Origin of the sequence: Micromonospora rosaria, assembly GCF_001567585.1 — a bacterium.
Taxonomy (GTDB): Bacteria; Actinomycetota; Actinomycetes; order Mycobacteriales; family Micromonosporaceae; genus Micromonospora; species Micromonospora rosaria.
In genome coordinates this window covers 17,365-34,399 of record NZ_LRQV01000072.1, presented here as the reverse complement: position 1 = coordinate 34,399, position 17,035 = coordinate 17,365, and the positions used below count along the sequence as shown (strand labels likewise).

Genomic DNA, 17,035 nt, shown 5'->3' with positions numbered 1-17,035 from the left:
CGACCGCGCAGCGGGGCCGTCTACGGGAGCTGGCTCGCCCGCGCCCACCTGCAACTCGGCGAGGTGCAGTGGGCCTGCGCGGCGGCCGACACGGCGCTGCTCGACGCGATCCGGGCCGGCTCGCCCCGGGCGGTACGCCAGCTCACCGGGTTCCGGCGACGCCTCGGCCCGCAGCGGGACGCCCCGGCCGTCCGCCGGCACCTCGCGCTGGTCACGGCGGCCACCCCGTACCTGCCCCGGCCGGTGCCCCCGGCCCGCCCGTGACCCACCGGCCGGGGCGGCGGACCCGCCGGCCCCTCGGCCGAACGGCGGACGTCCCGCGCGTCGGACGGCGGACGCCCCGCGCGTCGGACGGACGGTCCTGCGCCACCGCCGAGCCGCGACCCGATAGCGTCGGGGACGTGACCCACGCTGCTCCTGTATCCCCCGTCGACCGCGCGGACCTGCGGCACCGTATCGACAAGGCCCTCACGGAGTTCCTCACCGACCAACGGGCCTGGATGGCCGGGGTGGACGCCGCCCTGGCCCCGGTGGCCGAGGCGATCGAGTCGTTCGTGCTGGGCGGCGGCAAACGACTCCGGCCGGCCTTCGCCTACTGGGGGTACCGGGGCGCCGGCGGCACCGACTCCGACCAGCTGGTGACCGCCCTCGCCGCGCTGGAGTTCGTGCAGGCCAGCGCGCTGATCCACGACGACCTGATAGACCGGTCGGACACCCGGCGCGGCGAGCCGTCGGTGCACCGGCGGTTCGCCGCCCGGCACCGCAGCTCCGGCTGGGGCGGTGACCCGGACGGCTTCGGCGACGCGGCGGCGGTCCTGCTCGGGGACCTGTGCCTGGTCTGGTCGGACGAGATCCTGCACTCGGCCGGGCTCCCCCCGCAGACCGTGGCGCGGGCCCGGCCGGTCTTCGACGAGATGCGTACCGAGGTCACCGTCGGCCAGTACCTCGACGTGCTCACCCAGGCCACCGGCGACACCTCGCTGGAACGGGCCGGGAAGGTGGCCCGGTACAAGTCGGCGAAGTACACGGTGGAACGGCCGCTGCTGCTCGGCGCCGCGCTGGCCGACGCGCCGCCGGACGTGCGGACGTCCTACTCGGCGTACGGGCTGCCGCTGGGCGAGGCGTTCCAGCTACGCGACGACGTGCTGGGGGTCTTCGGCGACCCGGCGCAGACCGGCAAGCCGGCCGGCGACGACCTGCGCGAGGGGAAGCGGACCTACCTGGTGGCGGCGGCGGTGGAGACGCTGGACGACCCCGGGCGGGAGGTGCTGCTCGGCGCGCTCGGTGACCCGGAGCTGGACGAGGCGGGGGTGATCCGGCTGCGGGAGCTGATCGTCGCCAGCGGGGCGTTGACCCGGACCGAGCAGCGGATCGTGACGCTGACCGACGCCGCGCTGGCCGCGCTGACCGCCGTCGACCTCGGCACCGAGGCCCGGCAGGCCCTGGTGGACCTGGCCATCGCCGCGACCCGCCGGTCCGACTGAGCGGACCGGCGGAGGGTCACGGAGCGACGGGCCGGCGGGCCCGGGCCGGCAAGACGACGGCGGCGGCCCCAGGCCGGAACGACGGCGGCGGCCCAGGGCCGGCGGAACGACGGCGGCGGCCCAGGGCCGGCGGTTCGGTGCGGGCGGCCTCAGAAGCCGAGGGCCTGGGCGCGGCGCTTGACCTCGCGGGCCTGGTCGCCGCCGAGCGCGGTCGCCGGGGTGCCGCCGGGCAGCGTCCCGTCCGGCTCGTAGAGCCAGCGCACGATCTCCTCGTCGCCGTAACCGGCGTCGGTGAGCAGGTGGAGCACGCCGGGCAGGTGCTTGAGCACCGTACGGTTGGCGACCAGGTCGGCGGGGATCCGCCGGACCCCGTCGCGGCGGACGGCGAGCAGCTCCCGGTCCCGGATCATCTGGTGGACCTTGCTGATCGACAGGTCGAGCCGCTCGGCGACGTCGGGCAGGATGAGCCAACCGGCGGGATCGGTCGGCCCGGCGAGGTCGGCGTCGGTCGGCCCCGGGTTGGCGGAAACGGGTTCGGTCACCCGGTCACCCTGCCACGTGCCGGCCCGGCCGACCACGGCCACCCCGGCGCGCCGGCCGGCACGGGTCCGACCAGACCGGCCGTGAGCTGCCCGAACGCGCCGGCTCCCCGACTGTCGCACCCCGGCGGTAACATCCTGTTCTGCTGCCACCCTCTGGAGACTTACACTTCTCGCCGATGGACACACAGGTCGCCGACACGCTGCTGGGCTCGCTGCTCGACGGGCGCTACCGCATCCGCGGTCGCGTGGCCCGTGGTGGCATGGCGACCGTCTACACCGCCACCGACGAGCGACTCGAACGCACGGTCGCGGTGAAGATCATTCATCCGTCCCAGGCGTCCGACGGCCGCAGCCGGGGGCCGGGGTTCGGGCACCGGTTCACCGACGAGGCGAAGACGATCGCCCGGCTGACCCACCCCAACGTGGTCGCCGTCTACGACCAGGGCATCCACCAGGGCCTGCCGTACCTGGTCATGGAGTACGTCCGGGGCCGGACGCTGCGCGACGTGCTGGCCGAGCGGCACCGGCTGCACCCCGACGAGGCGCTGGCCATCACCGAGCAGATGCTCGCCGCGCTCGCCGCCGCCCACCGGGCCGGCCTGGTGCACCGCGACGTCAAGCCGGAGAACGTGCTGGTCGCCGAGGCCCCCACCGGCGGCGCGGCCAACCTGGTCGACAGCGTGGTCAAGGTGGCCGACTTCGGCCTGGCCCGCGCGGTCGCGGCCAGCGCGGACGACGCGAACGGCAACCAGCTCATGGCCACCGTCGCGTACGTGTCGCCGGAGCTGGTCACCGAGGGGCGCTCCGACGCCCGCACCGACGTCTACGCGGCCGGCATCGTGCTGTTCGAGATGCTCACCGGCCGGGTGCCCTACGAGGGCGACCGCCCGGTGGACGTCGCCTGGCAGCACGTCGACCGGGACGTGCCCGCCCCGTCGACGCTGGTCCCCGGCCTGCCCCGGGCGCTGGACGAGCTGGTCACCCGGGCCACCCGGCGCGATCCCGGCGCCCGGCCGACCGACGCCGGCGCGCTGCTGACCGAGGCGCAGGCGGCCCGGGAGGACCTGGGCAACCAGAACACCCGTACCGCCGTCATCCGCCGGGTCACCGACGACATGCCGGTGTCCCAGCCGACCATGGTGGTCGCGGCGGTGCAGCCGGCGCAGCGGCCGTCCTGGGCCCGGTTGCCGGAGACCGAGGCCCGCCCGCACCGCCGCCGGGCCGCGCCGGCCCAGCCGGGTCTGGTCGACCGCCTGGGCGTCGTCCGGGAGCGGGTGGCGGCGGCCTCCCGGGGCCGACTGGGCATCGTCGCGGCCGTCCTGGCTCTGGTGCTGGTCGCCACGGCGGGCGGCTGGTGGTTCGGGGTGCGCCGGTACACGGTTGCGCCCGAGCTGGTCAGCCTGACCAAGGCCCAGGCGGAGGCGCAGGCCACCCGGGGCGGTTTCACCCTGGTGTACGCCGAGCCGCAGCACCACGCCGAGGTGCCCCGCGACGGGGTGATCCGGCAGGAACCGGCCTCGGCCGAGCGGATCCTCAAGGGCGGCTCGATCACCCTCACCCTCTCCCTGGGCCCGGAGCGTTTCCCGGTGCCGGACGTGGTGGGCAAGGACTTCGAGCTGGCCGAGGCGGATCTGGTCAGCTCCCGTCTGGTGGTGGAGAAGGGCAGCCCCCGGTACGACGACAGCCTGCCCGAGGGCGTGGTCGTGGAGACCAAGCCGGCGGCGGGCACCGAGGTCCGGCCGGACACGAAGATCACCGTGATCCTCAGCAGGGGACGGGCCCCGATCACCGTGCCCAACCTCGTCGGCAAGAACCTCAACGAGGCCCGGTCGACGCTGGCCGGGCTCGGCCTGGAGGTCGTCGAGGAGCGCCAGGACTCCGACAAGCCCCGGGACGAGGTCCTCGACCAGGACCCCAAGAACGGGGCGGGCGTCGAGCGCGGCACCAAGGTGCGGCTCCAGGTCAGCAACGGCCCGCCGCAGGTGGCCGTGCCCCGGGTGGTCGACCTGCCCTGCCAGCAGGCCAAGCAGCAGCTGGAGGGTCAGGGCTTCCCGGTGTCGGTGCAGTTCAACCCGGAGGGCACCGTCCGCTTCCAGAACCCGGGCGAGAACTCCCAGGTGCCCCCGGGCACCCAGATCACCATCGGATGCTTCTGACATGACGGTGACCCGACCGGTCGGCTCGCACACCCCCACCTCCGGTGGCCTGGCCCGCGCGGCCCTGCCGTACGTCGACGCGGCCGGCTCCGAGGTGGTGCAGGTCTACGTCGGCAACTCGCGGGGCTGGGCGCTGCCGGCCGGTGACCCGGCCCAGGACGTCCTGTTCCGCGACGGCTGCGCCGAGCGCGACGTGCCCGTCTTCATCCACGCCTCGCTGCTGGTGAACCTCGGCTCCCCGACGCCGGAGACGGTCAGCAAGTCGGCGGCGACCCTGGAGCACGCGCTGCGCCGGGGCGCCGCGATCGGTGCCCGGGGGGTGGTCTTCCACGCCGGCAGCGCGGTGGACGCCACCCACGCCGAGACGGCGATGCGGCAGGTCCGCGAGACGCTGCTGCCCCTGCTCGACAGCGTCATGGCGGCTGACGGGCCCCGCCTGCTGGTCGAGCCGAGCGCGGGTGGCGGCCGGTCACTGGCCTCCCGGGTGGAGCACCTCGGCCCGTACCTCGACGCGGTGGACCGTCACCCCTGGCTTGGGGTCTGCTTCGACACCTGCCACGCCTGGGCCGCCGGGCACGACCTGGCCGTCGAGGGCGGCATGACCGCGACGCTGGACACCCTGGTGGCGACGGTCGGGGCGGACCGGCTGCACCTGGTGCACGCCAACGACTCGAAGGACCTCTGCGGCTCCACCCGGGACCGGCACGAGTCGATCGGCAAGGGCAGCATCGGGGAGCCGGCCTTCGCCGAGCTGATGACGCATCCGGCCACGGAGGGCGTACCCGTGCTGGTGGAGACGCCGAGCGGCGAGAAGCACGAGGGCCACGCGGCGGACATCGCCGTGCTCAAGCGGCTGCGTCCCTGACCCCTGGGACGGGGATCAGGGACGCGGCGGGCACGGATCGGCACAGCGGGCACGGATCGACGCAGCGGGCACGGGTCGGCACAGCGGGCATCCCGGCGGGCCGGGTCGGCCGCGCCGGGACGCCCGGGGGGTCAGCCGCGCAGGATGCGGGTCAGCACGTCGGCGGCCCGGTCCACCCCGGCGTCGTCGAGGTCCAGGTGGGTGACCAGGCGGGCGATCCGGGGCCCGAGCACCGAGACCAGCACCCCCTCGGCGCGGGCCGCGGCGGCCAGGGCGGGTGCGTCCAGCGCCGCCTTGCCCAGGTCCAGGGGGACGAGGTTGGTCCGCACCGGGGCGGCGAGCACCCCGAACGGGGCGACCGCCTCGGCGAGCCGGGCCGCGCGGGCGTGGTCCTCGGCGAGCCGCTCGACGTGGTGGGCCAGGGCGTACCGGCCGGCGGCGGCGAGGACGCCGGCCTGACGCATCCCGCCACCCATCCGCTTGCGGAGCAGCCGGGCCCGGGTCATCTTCTCGGCGCTGCCCACGATCACCGAGCCGACCGGTGCGCCGAGCCCCTTGGACAGGCACACCGACAGGGTGTCGAAGAGCCGGCCGTACTCGATCAGGGGAACGCCGTCGGCGACGTGCGCGTGCCAGATCCGGGCGCCGTCGCAGTGCAGGCCGAGGCCCGCGTCGTCGGCGACGCGGCGCAGGTCGCGCAGGGTGCCCAGCGGGATCACCCCGCCGCCGCCCCGGTTGTGGGTCTGCTCGACGGCGATCGCCCGGGTCGGCACCGCGTGGTACCCGTCCGGGCGGACCATCCCGGCGACGACCTCCGGGTCGATGTCCGCGCCGACGCTGGTCCAGGTCCGCGAGGAGATCCCGCCGTACGCCGCGGCGGCGCCGATCTCGTACGTGACGACGTGCGCGTCGGCGTCGCAGAGCAGTTCCTCGCCCGGGGGCACGAGCAGTTGCAGGGCGATCTGGTTGGCCATCGACCCGGTCGGGGCGAACAGCGCCGCCTCGTGCCCGAAGAGCGCGGCGACCTCCGCCTCCAGGGCGTTCACGCTCGGGTCCTCGGCGTACACGTCGTCGCCGACCTCGGCGTCGGCCATCGCCGCGCGCATCCCGGCGGTCGGCCGGGTGACCGTGTCCGACCGCAGGTCGACCACGCCCCGAATGGAAGCCACTTCAGCCACTGTCATCCTTTCGGCCGCCGACTGCGGGGCTCGCAAGCTCACTCCTCGCGTCAGCCACTGTGATCCTTTCGGCCGCCGACTGCGGGGCTCGCAAGCTCACTCCTCGCGTCAGCCACGGAGCATCTCCGCTACGAGGAAGGCCAGTTCCAGCGACTGCTGGGTGTTCAGTCGCGGGTCGCAGGCGGTCTCGTACCGGCCCGGCAGGTCCAGGTCGGCGATGTTCTGCGCGCCGCCGAGGCACTCGGTGACGTCCTCACCGGTCAGCTCGACGTGCAGGCCGCCGGGGTGGGTCTCCAGCCCCCGGTGCACCTCGAAGTAGCCGAGCACCTCGTCGACGATCCGGTCGAAGTGCCGGGTCTTGTACCCGTTGGACGACTCGTGGGTGTTGCCGTGCATCGGGTCGCACTGCCACACCACCTTCGCCCCGGCGGCGGTGACCTTGGCGACGATCGGCGGCAGCACGTCGCGGACCTTGTGGTTGCCCATCCGGCTGATCAGGGTGAGCCGGCCGGGCACGTTGTCCGGGTTGAGCTTCTCGCAGAGCTCGATCGCCTCGTCCGGGCTGGTGCCGGGGCCGAGCTTGACCCCGATCGGGTTGGCGACGCGGGAGATGAAGTCGATGTGCGCGCCGTCGAGCTGCCGGGTCCGCTCGCCGACCCAGAGGAAGTGCCCGGACAGGCCGTACGCCCGGTTGCCGGAGACCCGGGTGAGCGCCCGGTCGTACTCCAGGGCCAGGGCCTCGTGGGAGCAGTAGAGGGTGACCGTGCGCAGCGCCTCGTCGTCGGTCATCCCGCAGGCCCGGATGAAGGCCATGGCCCGGTCGATCTCCCGGGCGATGGCCTCGTACCGCTCGCCGGCCGGGGAGTTGCGCACGAAGCCCTTGTTCCAGTCGTGCACCGCGTGCAGGTCGGCCAGCCCACCGGCGAGGTACGCCCGGAGCATGTTCATCGCGGCGGCCGAGTTGGCGTACGCCCGGATCATGCGCTGCGGGTCGGCGACCCGTGCCTCCGGCGTCGCCTCCAGCGAGTTGATCATGTCGCCGCGGTAGGCCGGCAGCCCCCGCGCGTCGGTCGGCAGCGACCGGGGCTTGGTGTACTGGCCGGCGACCCGGGCGACCTTGATCACCGGCAGCGACGCGCCGTAGGTGAGCACGATCGCCATCTGGAGCAGGGTGCGGGCGTTGGCCAGCAGGTGGCTCTCGGTGTTGTCGGCGAAGGTCTCCGCGCAGTCGCCGCCCTGGAGCAGGAACGCCTTGCCCTCGCAGACCAGCGCCAGACGCCGGCGCAGTTCGTCGACCTCGTACGGCGCGACGACCGAGGGCACGGTGTCCAGCACCCGGCAGACCTCGGCGACCTGGGCCGGGTCCGGCCAGGGCGGGGTCTGGGCGCGGGGCAGTTCCCGCCAGCGGTCCAGGCCGAGGGCGGCGTCCTCGGACTCGACGGTGGGTCGACTGGTCTGCAGGCCGGGGCTGTCCACCCCGGGATGGCTCAACTGGTGCCACTCATGGCGCATGACAGAAAGCGTACGGCGGCGGTCGGCCGGACCCCACGTGGAGGGGGACGGTTCCGGCAGATGGAAGATCACGGACGGGCGCGGCGCGGTGCCGCTAGCCGGCGTCCCCACCCGGTGCCGGCGGGTCCGCCCCCGGCAGGTCCGGATCGTCGGACCGGGGCGTCACACCGCCCGGAACGGGCGGCTCGGGCGTGCCGCTGGCACTCGGCTCGGCGGGGCTCGCCGTCGGGGCCGGCGTGCCCGGGGCCTCCCCGGCGATGCACCAGTCGGTGCCGCTGCGGGTGACCGTGAAGTCCAGCGCCCGCACGGCGGTGCGCGTGCCGGCGGCGACGGTCAGGGTGGTGGTGACCTCCTGCCCGCGCGGCCCCGGCTGGACGTCGGTGACCGCCGCCTCGGTGACCCGGAAGTGGTCGGCGAAGTCGCCGTTCGGGCCGGTGGCGTGGGCGTCGAAGGCGTCCTGGAGCGGGGCACAGAGCTGGTTGCGCCCGCCGGCGACGTCCTTGGCGACCATGGCGTCGAGGTACGCCTGCACCCGCTCCCGCGACTTTGCGGCGACGTCCTCGGCGGGCGTGCGCGCCGGCTCGGCGGTCGAGTCGTCGCCGAAGCCGCAGCCGGTCACCGCGACCGGCAGGAACGCGAGCACAGCGACGGCCAGTGCCGCCTTTCCGGTCCGCACCGCCATGGGTCCTCCCGCTGGTCACCGCATCGACCTGCCTCGTCACCGCGAGTCTGACACATCGATCCGGCTGCATTCCGGGCCGCCCGCGCCCCGCCGGCGGCCCGGCCACGCGACGGGCGGGGAGGGGTCGACCGACCCCTCCCCGCCTGGTGGGTACCGCGTCGGACTCGGCTCAGCCGAGACCGCCCTTGATGGCGCCGATCAACTCACCGTTGCTGGTGTCACCGGAGAGTTCCCAGAAGAAGGCACCACCGAGGCCCTGGTTCTTCGCGTACGTCATCTTGCCGCCGATGGTGGACGGGGTGTCGTAGCTCCACCAGTTGCTGCCGCACTTGGCGTACGCGGTGCCGCCGACCGTGCCGGTGGCCGGGCAGGTGTTCTTGAGCACCTTGTAGTCCTCGATGCCCTGCTCGTAGGTGCCTGGGGCGGGTCCGGTGGCGGTACCACCCGGGGCGGCCTGGGTGACCCCGGTCCAGCCCCGGCCGTAGAAGCCGATGCCGAGCAGGAGCTTGTTGGCCGGGATGCCCTTGCTCTTGAGCTTCTGGATCGCCGCGTCGGACCAGAAGCCCTGCTGGGGGATGCCCGGGTACGAGGTGAGTGGGGAGTGCGGGGCGGTCGGCCCCTGGGCGTTGAACGCGCCGAAGTAGTCGTACGTCATCGGCATGATCCAGTTGAGGTGGGTGGCCGCGCCGGCGTAGTCGGCAGCGTCGATCTTGCCACCGTTGCTGCCGTCCGCGGTGATCGCGGCGGTGACCAGCGCCGAGGAGCCGAACTTGGTCCGGACCGCGGAGACCAGGTTCCGGAAGGCGGCCGGGCCGCTGCTGTCACAGGTCAGACCGCAGGCGTTCGGGTACTCCCAGTCGAGGTCGATGCCGTCGAAGACGTCCGCCCAGCGCGGGTCCTCGACCAGGTTGTAGCAGCTGTCGGCGAAGGCGGTCGGGTTCTGCGCGGCCTGGGTGAAGCCGCCGGACCAGGTCCAGCCGCCGAACGACCAGATCACCTTCAGGTGCGGGTACATCTTCTTGAGCTTGCGGAGCTGGTTGAAGCTGCCGCGCAGCGGCTGGTCCCAGGTGTCGGCGACGCCGTCCACGCTGTCCGCCGCGGTGTACGCCTTCTCGTAGTCGGCGTAGCTGTCCCCGATGGTGCACCGGCCGCCGGTGGTGTTACCGAAGGCGTACAGGATGTGGGTGAGCTTGCCGGCCGAGCCGCTGGTGTGGATGTTCTTCACGTGGTAGTTGCGGCCGTAGACGCCCCACTGGGCGAAGTAGCCGACCACCTTCTTGCCGCCCGGGTCCGGCGGCGGCGTGGTGACCGGCGGCGTCGTGGGCGGGGTGGTCGGCGGCCGGGTGGTCGGCGGGGTGGTGGTGGGCGGGGTGGTCGGCGTGGTGCCGCCGGCGCAGGAGACCCCGTTGATGGTGCAGCTCGTCGGGGCCCGGTACGCCCCGGTGCCGTTGTAGCCCCAGCTGAACGAGGCGCCCGGGGCGAGGCTGCCGGCCCAGCTCTTCTTGACCGCCACGTGGCGGTTGCCGCTGCTGGTGACGTCGGCGTCCCAGGAACTGCTGATCGAGGTGCCGGCCGGCAGGTCGAACTCGATCCGCCAGGTGGCGACCGTGCTGGACGACCCGTTGGTGATGGTCACCTTCGTCTCGTGGCCGGTTCCCCAGTCCTGCGCCCTGACGAAGGTGGCGGTGACACTTCCGGCACCGGACGCGGCGGCCATCGGTACCGTCGCGACGGTCACCGCGACCACGGCGCCGACCCAGAGGGCCCGGCGGAGCGATCTCTTCATGGCGCGTCTCCCCTAACAGTTAGGAAAGTTTCCTAAAACGATGCTGAGACGCTACTCACGAGTTCATCAATCCGTCAAGATGTACGCGCTTCGATCCCTGCCGATCGGGCCGATGGGAGCGCGACCAGGCTCCCCTTGCCACGCTGTGCCACCGTGGTCGACACGACACGTGTTCGTCTGGAGGCCGACTGATGGCTCGACTGGTGATCGCGGTGGATCCGGCCACGGGCGTCTCGCCCGCGACGCTGGCCCGGAGCTGGGACGACGACGACGAGGCGGCCGCCCTGGGGACGGCGTCGCTGCGCCACCAGACCCCCGGCTCCTTCTGGCCGGGGCCGGCCGAGCTGATCTGGGTGCCGTTGGCGGTGAACCTGGCCAGCACCCTCCTCTACGACCTGATCCGCCGCCTGGTCACCCAGCACCGGCCGGCGGTGGACGTCACCGAGCTGGAGCTGGTCGAGACCGTCGCCGGCGACGACCGGGTGGTGGTGATACGGGTGCGCCGGAGCCATCGGTGAGCGCGTCGACCGCCCCGGCGCCCACCACGGTCATCCGGGTCACCGAGCGGTCCCGCCGGCCCGACGGCGCGTTCGTCACCCGGGTCTCCTTCGCCGACACCACCGAGTTCGAGGGCGTGCTCACCGACCCCGCCGAGCCCGGCGACGAGGAGCGCTTCGCCTGGTACTTCGAGGAGCACCTGCGGTTCCCCTTCCTCGACCGCGACCTGGCCGAGGACGCCGAGCAGCGGCTGCGGGCGTACGGCGAACGGCTCTTCGGGCAGGTCTTCGCCGGGGAGGCGATCACGCACTACCGCGCGCTGGCCCGGCGGGGCTTCGACGGGTGCCAGTTGCAGGTGCAGGGGTCGGCCGCCTTCCACCGGCTGCACTGGGAGGCGCTGTACGACCCGGCGCTGCGGGTCCCGTCCGTGCTCCGGCTGCCGGTGACCCGCCGGGTGGACCTGCCCTCCCCCGGTTTCGAGCTGCCCCCGCCGCCGTCGACGCTGAACATCCTGGTGGTCACCGCCCGGCCGAACGGGCGCTCCGACGTCGGGTACCGGACCATCTCCCGGCCGCTGCTGGAGGGGCTGCGCCGGGCGGAGCGGCCGGTCGTGGTCGACCTCGTCCGCCCCGGCACCTGGCAGGCGCTGCGGCAGCACCTGCGCTGGAAGACGAAACTGCACGGCTCCGGCCACTACCAGGTGATCCACTTCGACGTGCACGGCGCGGTGGCCGGCTTCGCCGAGCTGACCCGCAGCCGCGCCGCCGAGCGGTACACCTTCTCCGGGTACACCTTCACCAGCCGGCCCGCCGCGTTCGAGGGCGAGCGGGCCTTCCTCTTCTTCGAGACCGAGGAGGAGGGCCGGGCCGAGGCGGTCTCCGCGCACGAGGTGGCCGACCTGCTGGCCGAGCACCGGGTGCCGGTCGCGGTGCTCAACGCCTGCCAGTCGGCCAAGGAGCCGGCCAGCGAGTCCAGCCTGGCGCAGCGGCTGGTCGCCGCCGGGGTCCCGGTGGCGATCGGGATGGCGTACTCGGTGACGGTGTCGGCCGCCCAACTGGCGATGCCCCTGCTCTACGCCGCCCTGACGCAGGGCGACGACCTGATCGGCGCCGTCCAGGCCGCCCGCCGGTCGCTGTTCGACGCCAAGGGCCGGCGGGCGTACTTCGACCAGCAGCTCGACCTGGAGGACTGGGTCCTGCCGGTGTTCTTCAGCCAGCAGGACGTCCGGCTGGCGCTGGCCGACATGTCCGTCGAGCAGGAGAACCGGTTCCTGGAGTACGAGGCCCGGGTCCGGGACGAGCCCCGCCCGGAGTACGGGTTCGTCGGCCGTGACCTGGACATCCTGGCCATCGAGCGACGGCTGCTGATCCGCGACGACCGCAACATGCTGCTGGTACGGGGCATGGTCGGGGCCGGCAAGTCCACGCTGCTGCGGCACCTGGGCTGGTGGTGGCAGCGCACCGGGCTGGTGGAGATGGTCTTCTGGTTCAGCTACGAGCAGCGGGCGTGGACCGTCGACGAGATCGTCGAGACGATCGCCGGTGACCTGCTCGGCCGGGTGGAGCGGGTCCGGTGGGCGGAGGAGCTGACCGAGACCGCCCGTACCGAGCGGATCGTCCGGCTGCTGCGGGCCCGCCGGTACCTGCTGGTGCTGGACAACGCCGAGTCGGTGACCGCCGCGCCGGCCGCGATCCCGCACGCGCTGTCCGAGTCCGCCCGGCACCGGCTGGCCGACTTCCTGGGCGCGTTGCAGGGCGGCCGGACCCTGGTGCTGGTCGGCTCCCGCGAGGACGAGCGGTGGCTCGCCGGGCGGACCTTCGGCGACAACACGTACACCCTGCCCGGCCTGGACGAGCAGGCCGCGTCGGTGCTCGTCGAGGCCGTCCTGAGCCGCCACGGCGGCGCCCACCACCTGCGGGACCAGACCCAACGGCAGGCGTTGGAGGAGCTGCGGGGCCTGCTCGGGGGGTACCCGCTGCCGCTGGCCGTGGTGCTGCCCACGGTGGCCACCCACACCCCGGCCCAGGTCCTCGCCGACCTGCGGCAGGGCGGCACGGAGGCGGACCCGCTCGGCCTGATCAGCACCGCGATCGCGTACAGCCACGGCAAGCTCGACCCGGCCACGCAGCACGCGCTGCTGTTGCTGGCCCCGTTCACCGGCAGCATCCCGCTCACGGTGCTCGACGCGTACCGCAAGCGGCTCGCCACCCACGCGGCGGTCCGCGCCCTCGGGTCGGTCGACCTCGCCGCCGCCGTCGCCGAGGCGGTCCGGGTCGGCCTGGCCACACCGCATCCCCGGCGCGCGGGCTGGGTGCAGACCCTGCCGGTGCTGCCGTACTTCCTCCGGGCCCGGCTGCGGGAGTTCCCCGCCCTGGAGGCGGCCACCCGGCAGGCGCACTACGGGCTCTACACCGTGCTGGCCGAACGGATCCACCGACGCCTCGTCTCCACCCGGCCCCGGGACCGGGCGAGCGGCCGGCTACGGGCCGGCGTCGAGTACGCCAACCTGCGCGGCGCCCTGGCCCACGGGCTGCGGACCGGGCAACCGGTCGCGCCGCTCGTGCTGTGCCTGGAGGAGTACCTCGACCAGGAGAAGCAGCAGGAGTCCCGACGGCACCTGCTGGGCCTGGTCCTGGCCCGTCGCCGGGACGCCGCCGGGCCGCTGCGCCGGGAGTTGGCCACCTTCCACTACCTCGCCGGGGCCTTCGCCCACGAGCAGCGGCGGCACCCCGACGCGGAGGAGCACTACCGGCAGGCGCTGACCATCCTGGACGAGTTCGACGACGAGCAGAACAGCGCCCGGATCGTCCACCACCTGGGCATGCTCGCCCAGTCCCAACGCCGCTTCGACCAGGCCGAGCAGCACTTCCGCGCGGCCCTCGCCGGCTTCCTCCGGTTCAACCGGGAGCTGGCCGGCTTCAGCTACCACCACCTCGGCATGATCGCCCACGAACAGGGCCACCTCGACCAGGCCGACGAGCACTTCCGGGCCGCGCTGGCGAGCTTCCTGACGGTCGGCAACCGGCACAAGGCCGGGTACGCGTACCACCAGTTGGGGATCGTCGCGCAGGACCAGGGCCGCCACGCCGAGGCGGCCGACCACTACCAGCAGGCGTACGCCATCCTCCAGGAGTACCGGGACCGGCACGGCGCCGCGCACACCCGGCACCAGCTCGGCGCCCTCGCCCAGGCCCAGGAGCGCTTCGACGAGGCCGCGGCGCACTACCGGGAGGCCCTGGTGACGTTCCGCGCCTACGGCGACCACCAGGGCGTCGCCGACACGTACCACCAGCTCGGCACGGTCGCCCAGCGCCAGCGGCGGTACGACCAGGCGGAGAGCCACTACGAGCAGGCGCTCACCAGCTACCAGGAGGTCGGCGAGCCGGTCAGCGTCGCCGACACGCACTACCGGCTCGGCACCGTCGCCCAGGACCGTGGCCGCCGGCCCGAGGCCGAACACCGCTACCGTACGGCCCTCGGTCTGTACCGGGAGGCCGACCACCTGCCGGGCGTCGTGGCCACGTGCCACCACCTCGCCCGGCTCGCGCGGGAGCAGCAGCGGTACGACCAGGCGGCGGCGTGGCTCGCCGAGGCGGCCCGCTCGTGGCGCGGGGCGCACGGCGACTGGCCGGTGGAGCCGGTGACCGCGCTGCGCGACCTGCGGGAACGACTCGGCCCGGACGGCCTGCGCCGGGTGCTGCGCGACGCCGTCCCGCCCGACCTGGCCGACGCGCTGGCGGAGGCCGTCGAGGAGACCGGGGGCGGCACCGACGACGGCTGAGCCGAGGGCCGTCCACGTCGCCGGGCCCGCCCGGTCCGCCCGGCGAGGAGATGACCAGGGTCAGCACGGGCGTGCCCCGGGCTCCCGGTGGACCGAGCGTGAGCCGGGTCGGGTGGGACGGGGCCGGACCCGTCCCACCCCGACGTGTTCAGCTCCGCAGGTTCCACTGCTGGTTGGTGCCGCCGTGGCAGGCCCAGAGGTGAACCTTCGTGCCGTTCGTGGTGCCGTTCCCGCTGGCGTCGAGACAGAGCCCGGACTGGGCGCCGATGATGGTGCCGTTCGGGTTGACCGTCCACTGCTGGTTGGCCTGGCCGTTGCAGTCCCAGATGATCGCCGGGGTGCCGTTCGCGGTGCCCTGGCCGGACGCGTCGAGGCACTTGGTGCCGTACACCACGAGTTGCCGGGCGGCGGTGTACGTGAAGCGCTGGTTGGTGCCGCCGTGACAGTCCCAGAGCTGGGCCTGGGTGCCGTTGGCGGTGCTCGATCCGCCGATCTCAAGGCAGCGGCCGGACTGCCCGCCGACGATCTGGACGTTCTGCTGACCGCCGCCCTGCGGGCCGGCCGCTGCCATCACCGCCTGGGCCCCGGCCGGCCAGTTGGTGTTGGTCACCGTCACGTTGCCGGAGACCACGTTGCCGCGATCGCCGTTGGTGACGTTGGTGCTGCCGTTGGTGGACCAGTTGTTCGTGACGGTGAAGTTGCCCATGTTCTCGGCGTACCAGTAGTTGGCGGTGGCCCAGGTGCCGGTCGACGAGAAGACGTTGGTGCGGGCGGTGAAGTAGCGGGAGCCCTCGTCGAAGTAGAGCCCGAAGTGGCCGTTGGTCCGCAGGCAGTAGTTGTCGCTGATCAGTCCGCCCGGATTCGCCGACAGGGTGTAGATGCAGCCGCCGTCGTTCATCTGCTGCATGACGTCGTGCACGTAGTTGCCGACCAGCCGGTTGTTGGACGCGGTGGTGGCGGTGCTGTAGCGCGGCTGGTAGTTGTACAGGCCCCGGTCGGCGTAGTGGTTGCTGCCCCCGGCGTCGTTGGACCCCCAGCCGTAGCCGATGGACATGCCGGTGTACGGCATGTTGTAGACCTCGTTGTACGAGACGGTGGCGTTGGTGACGTAGGTGGTGAGCACCGAGACGACGCCCCGGTACTCGATGCCCAGGTCGTGCAGGCGGTTGTTGCTGATCGTGATGTCCCGGTTGACCATGCGCTGGTCGCTCGGGTGGTGGGCGTCGGCGCGTACCCCACCGACGACGATGCCACCGGCCACGTTGCGGGCGATCTCGGACCTGGTGATGGTGATGTTGCTGGCTCCGAGACCGACGCCGCTGGCGTGGGCGTTGGCGTCGTTGCCGATCCCGACGGCGGTCTGGCCCAGGTTGACGAACGAGGAGTCGCTGAAGGTGATGTTGTCGGCGGCCGAGATCTGCACGGCGGCCGGCATCTGCTGCCAGTTCGGGCGGGTGGCCTCGAACTGCGGGCAACCGTTGTGGCAGGAGGTGAAGGCGGGCCAACTCCAGGTGCCGGCGATGTACGCGCCGGTCTGCTGGTCCACGTACCCCTGGTTGCTGCTGGCGCCGAGCCAGCTCGTGCCGGTCACGGTGACGCCGCTGAACGTGATGTGGTGCGCCGGGGCCGCGTACGTGCCGCCGATCTGGATCAGGGACTGCACCGTCGGCAGCTCCACCCGGGCGGTGCTCATGCTCTGCCCGGCCAGCGGGATGTAGGACAGGGCCCCGCTGCCCGGGTCGAGGTACCACTCCCCCGGCGCGTCGAGGAACTCGTAGGCGTTGCTCAGGTACAGCGGTCCGGCCCGGTGCGGGCTGGTGAAGGTGTCGTAGCCGAAGTTGTTGTTGCTCCACCCGGGTTGCTGCATCCGGATCTGGTTGCCGCTGATGCTCTGCACCGACACGTACCGGTCGGTGAACGAGTTGACGCTCTCCATCTGGATGCGGCTCTGGTTGGCCAGGTTGTTCAGGTAGCCCAACGCGCTGCTGGTGAACCGCATGCCGGTGCTGTCGGCGGTGAAGTCGGCCCGGTTGACCTGGGTACGCGCCCGGGTGGCCACGGCACCGTCGACGTAGAGCTGCCGGCTGTCCAGCCCGGCGCCGACGGTGGCCCGCCAGATGTTGCGTCCGGCGTCGACGAGCGACCAGCCGGTGACCGCGCGGGCACCGCTGATCACCGGTCGGGCCGACGGGGCCGCCTGCCAGAGCACGCGGTACCCGTTGGTGCCGGAGTCGGCGGCGGTGAAGCGCAGCGGCGCGGTGAGCCGGTAGACCCCGTCGGCCAGGTGCACCACGATGTCGCCGGACATCGCGCTGTTCAGGGCACGGACGGCGGTCTGCGCGCCGGTCAGCGAGCACGGTTGGGCGGCGCTGCACGTGCTGCCGCTGCCCGTCGGCGCGGCGTACAGGGTGGTGGTGGCGGCCAGCGCCGGGGCGGCGGAGGTGGCCACGACGGCGGCGGTGAGCACGCTGGTGAGCGCCACCGTGGTCACCGCGGCCAGCACCCGTCCGGGTGCGGTGGGACGAGGCGGTACGGACACGGAAGGTCTCCT

General features: G+C 73.3%; 11 protein-coding genes and 1 pseudogene. 6 read left to right on the top strand and 6 right to left on the bottom strand.

Annotated elements, in window-relative coordinates; genetic code table 11:
• Together AWW66_RS34455 and AWW66_RS19020 are read left to right on the top strand one after the other, a co-directional pair.
• Nucleotides 1-264: pseudogene (locus AWW66_RS34455) on the top strand (helix-turn-helix domain-containing protein); the annotation flags it as partial.
• Nucleotides 265-401: 137 nt separating this feature from the next.
• Entirely contained in the window at nt 402-1,484 is a 1,083-nt protein-coding gene (locus AWW66_RS19020) for a polyprenyl synthetase family protein (RefSeq protein ID WP_067368114.1), read from the top strand.
• A 149-nt stretch (nt 1,485-1,633) separates the two neighbouring features.
• Here the strand turns inward: AWW66_RS19020 and AWW66_RS19015 are convergent, their stop codons facing one another.
• A complete protein-coding gene (locus AWW66_RS19015) occupies nt 1,634-2,026 on the bottom strand; it encodes an Rv2175c family DNA-binding protein (protein ID WP_067368122.1) in 393 nt (130 codons plus the stop codon).
• A gap of 176 nt (nt 2,027-2,202) precedes the next feature.
• On the opposite strand from AWW66_RS19015, the gene pknB reads away from it, so the two are divergent.
• Entirely contained in the window at nt 2,203-4,182 is a 1,980-nt protein-coding gene (gene pknB, locus AWW66_RS19010; protein ID WP_067368111.1) for a Stk1 family PASTA domain-containing Ser/Thr kinase, read from the top strand.
• A gap of 1 nt (nt 4,183) precedes the next feature.
• Nucleotides 4,184-5,047, top strand: coding sequence for a deoxyribonuclease IV (locus AWW66_RS19005; RefSeq protein ID WP_067368107.1), 864 nt, complete (start codon nt 4,184-4,186; stop codon nt 5,045-5,047).
• 131 nt (nt 5,048-5,178) lie between these two features.
• On the opposite strand, the gene AWW66_RS19000 is transcribed toward AWW66_RS19005, so the two are convergent.
• From AWW66_RS19000 to AWW66_RS18985, 4 genes are all read right to left on the bottom strand, one after another.
• Nucleotides 5,179-6,153 carry a threonine aldolase family protein gene (locus AWW66_RS19000; protein ID WP_245648375.1) on the bottom strand — a complete coding sequence of 325 codons (975 nt, stop codon included), beginning with the start codon at nt 6,151-6,153 and terminating at the stop codon, nt 5,179-5,181.
• Nucleotides 6,154-6,333: 180 nt separating this feature from the next.
• Nucleotides 6,334-7,737: a class II 3-deoxy-7-phosphoheptulonate synthase gene (locus AWW66_RS18995; RefSeq protein WP_067368101.1), complete on the bottom strand. Its 1,404-nt coding sequence runs from the start codon at nt 7,735-7,737 to the stop codon at nt 6,334-6,336.
• A 94-nt stretch (nt 7,738-7,831) separates the two neighbouring features.
• The gene (locus tag AWW66_RS18990; RefSeq protein WP_396890505.1) at nt 7,832-8,413 is read right to left on the bottom strand and encodes a hypothetical protein; all 582 of its coding nucleotides are present in this window, start codon (nt 8,411-8,413) and stop codon (nt 7,832-7,834) included.
• A 175-nt stretch (nt 8,414-8,588) separates the two neighbouring features.
• A complete protein-coding gene (locus AWW66_RS18985) occupies nt 8,589-10,205 on the bottom strand; it encodes a glycosyl hydrolase family 18 protein (RefSeq protein WP_067368097.1) in 1,617 nt (538 codons plus the stop codon).
• 191 nt (nt 10,206-10,396) lie between these two features.
• Here AWW66_RS18985 and AWW66_RS35450 point away from each other — a divergent pair, with 191 nt between their 5' ends.
• Complete coding sequence (locus AWW66_RS35450; RefSeq protein WP_067368095.1) at nt 10,397-10,723, top strand: hypothetical protein; 327 nt, start codon at nt 10,397-10,399, stop codon at nt 10,721-10,723.
• Nucleotides 10,720-14,484 carry a tetratricopeptide repeat protein gene (locus AWW66_RS36025; RefSeq protein ID WP_067368093.1) on the top strand — a complete coding sequence of 1,255 codons (3,765 nt, stop codon included), beginning with the start codon at nt 10,720-10,722 and terminating at the stop codon, nt 14,482-14,484. The genes AWW66_RS35450 and AWW66_RS36025 overlap by 4 nt, the downstream gene beginning before the upstream one ends.
• Nucleotides 14,485-14,632: 148 nt before the next feature.
• On the opposite strand, the gene AWW66_RS18970 is transcribed toward AWW66_RS36025, so the two are convergent.
• On the bottom strand, nt 14,633-17,023 hold the full coding sequence (locus AWW66_RS18970) for an RICIN domain-containing protein (protein ID WP_211272000.1): 2,391 nt from the start codon (nt 17,021-17,023) through the stop codon (nt 14,633-14,635).
• Between the last annotated feature and the right edge of the window lie 12 nt (nt 17,024-17,035).